Source organism: Ruegeria sp. P8, from assembly GCF_056534665.1.
Window position 1 is genome coordinate 1 of record NZ_JBQERC010000050.1, and the last position, 2,402, is coordinate 2,402.

The 2,402-nt window shown below is 53.3% G+C and carries 1 protein-coding gene; it reads left to right on the forward strand.

What is annotated here, in order from left to right; all coding sequences use genetic code 11:
- Positions 1 to 1,001: 1,001 nt before the first annotated feature.
- The gene (locus tag ACR0BZ_RS19780; protein ID WP_480921073.1) at positions 1,002 to 2,177 is read left to right on the forward strand and encodes an alpha/beta hydrolase; all 1,176 of its coding nucleotides are present in this window, start codon (positions 1,002 to 1,004) and stop codon (positions 2,175 to 2,177) included.
- Positions 2,178 to 2,402: the final 225 nt, after the last annotated feature.

Here is a 2,402-nt window from a genome sequence, read left to right on the forward strand (position 1 = left end):
TGATCATTCTTGTTGGGTGCCTTCTTTTGCGAGGCGCTTTGGGTGAAGTGAAGCCAGTGACCGCCAATTTGACAGAATTGCACCCTCATAATGTGCAGTTAACTGCAAACTGTCGGGGCGATACCTTTCTATTTCAGGTTACCATAACCAGTCCGCACAGGACATTCCGTTATTAGCACTGCCGCCCCTCCGAAACCATCCTTACACCGAGACGAAACCTCTGACTCAAGGGCGGTATGGAGCGACAAAAACGGTCTATATTCGTGATAATTTGTGCTCCATTCTGGTTTTATTTTGGTAAAATGTATCAATTCGTTTGCCCGGTCAAGAAAAAGCAACAAAAAGCCACACGATCGCAAATCGTTCTAACTTTGGGGCACAGGCAGTGCACTGGAGGAGTTTCATCCAATCGAAAAACCGCTGAATTGCGCCGGGTTCTCTGGAAGCTTCGATCCCTGGATAGGGTGAGGCCAAGGTAAAAAACAGCAAACAAACATTCTTTTGGAGCCCACAAACTTGCGGCGGGAGCCGGACAACCAAGAGTGGTAAAATTCTGGTGCGAACCTTTTCAGTGCAGGAAACGTTCATGACTATTCGCACATGCCCTTCACCTTGATGAACATCTGGCCCGTTTCATAGCCGTTTTCACATGGTCCCTTGCGCCTTTGCGTAGTTTCACATTGTAAAAGACTCATCAAGAAGCCGACCCCGAAATCGGCGACCATTGGTTAATGTGGCCGCTTACTCGAACTCTTCAAACGTCTCTCTGACAGCATCATCCACGGTCCCGGCCCGCAATCTGCCGCCATCGTTGTCGCAGGCATCCTCTAAGGCTTGCCAAAGATGGTCCATTTGCAAAAATGGTTGAAAGCTCGTGCCGGCAGATCTCAATGCGGCGGAAATTCTGGGGCGTAAAGTGTCTGATGCATAGGTTCTTTTGGCTAATTATCTTCATAACCCTGACGGGGTGCGCGGCGAAAACCTACAATGAAATTGACTTCATGCCTTCGCCAACGGTCTTTGCCAATGGCACGCTTGACCCGTACGAAGATGTGACCGAGGGTGATTTCGAGTCGCGGGCGCGTCTGTTTTACGCAACCGACCGCCAGCCCGCAGAACCGGACGACCCGCAGAAAAGCTACAATAATGCACGGGGGCACGTGCTGCGGGCGGGTGTCGCGCAGATTGCGTCGGACCCGCCGCTTGAAAGCTGGGAAAATGCACGGCGCATAACGCTCGCCGCGGCGCGGGATCGGGACTATACGCTGCGGGTGGTGGGCGTGACCGAGACCGGCATTCTGCCGTTCAGCGCTATCAATTACATGGATACGCCACCCAGGCGTGCCGAAGTCGAAGCCGCCGGCAGCCATTTTGCGTCACAAATCAATGCGCAATTGGCACAATCGGCCAACAAGGACATTTTCATCTACATTCATGGCTATAATGTGGATTTCGACTATTCCACTCTGGTCTCAAGCCAGTTGCAACATTTCCTGGGCTATCAGGGCGCTTTCATCAGTTACAACTGGACAGCAACCCCAAGTACGCTGGCCTATTTCCGCGATCAGGAATCGGCGCTGGCCTCGCGACGCTATCTGCGCGAGCTGATTGCCTTTCTCTCGGCCCATACCGATGCCCGTCGCATCCACCTGATTGGCTACAGTGCCGGGACAAGGCTGGCATTTGACACCGCCTATCAAATTGCTTTGGGGGCCGAGGGAAACGCGCGGTTGGGCAAGCTCATCCTGATCGGCAGCGATCTGGATCGCGCTTATTTCATTCATGCTATCGAGGACGGTCTTCTCGATGCGGTTACGGACCTGACGATCTATCAGTCGCAAACGGATTCCGCGCTGGCGATGTCTAGGTTCGTCTTTGGCCGCAAGCGCGTCGGAGAGACCTCGCCGCCCGGCGAAGCAGTGCCTGCGGTGCAAGCGGAGCTGGCCCGGACCCCAAGGCTGCATGTCATCGACGTGACGGATGCCGAAGAGGCGGGCACTGGCAACGGGCATTGGTACTTCCGGTCTTCACCATGGGCCAGCAGCGATCTTTTCCTGTCATTGCTGACCAACAAAGACCCCGCCGCGCGCGGACTGGTGCGCGCACCCGGCGAAGTCATCTGGCGTTTTCCAGACGATTATCCGCAAAGGATCAGGGAACTGGGGCGTTTGTACTGAAGGAAAGGAACCGTCTGGTTATCCCCGTCTATTCTCTATTCTGATCAGCTTGCCACACGAGGCTCCCTCGGATCACATCGAAACTCTTATGTAAGGTCATCCATAGGTCGGACTTATGACGTTGAAGGTATAATCGATTTTTCTTGGCATATTAATCTGTCAAGATACCATTGCTCAAATGTGAATTTTACGCCGCGCAAGAATGGCGAACCTGTCAAACAATTC

Bases quoted from the DNA above. Each gene is read 5' to 3' on its own strand.
- ACR0BZ_RS19780 (WP_480921073.1), top strand. From the start codon at position 1,002: ATGCCTTCGCCAACGGTCTTTGCCAATGGCACGCTTGACCCGTACGAA.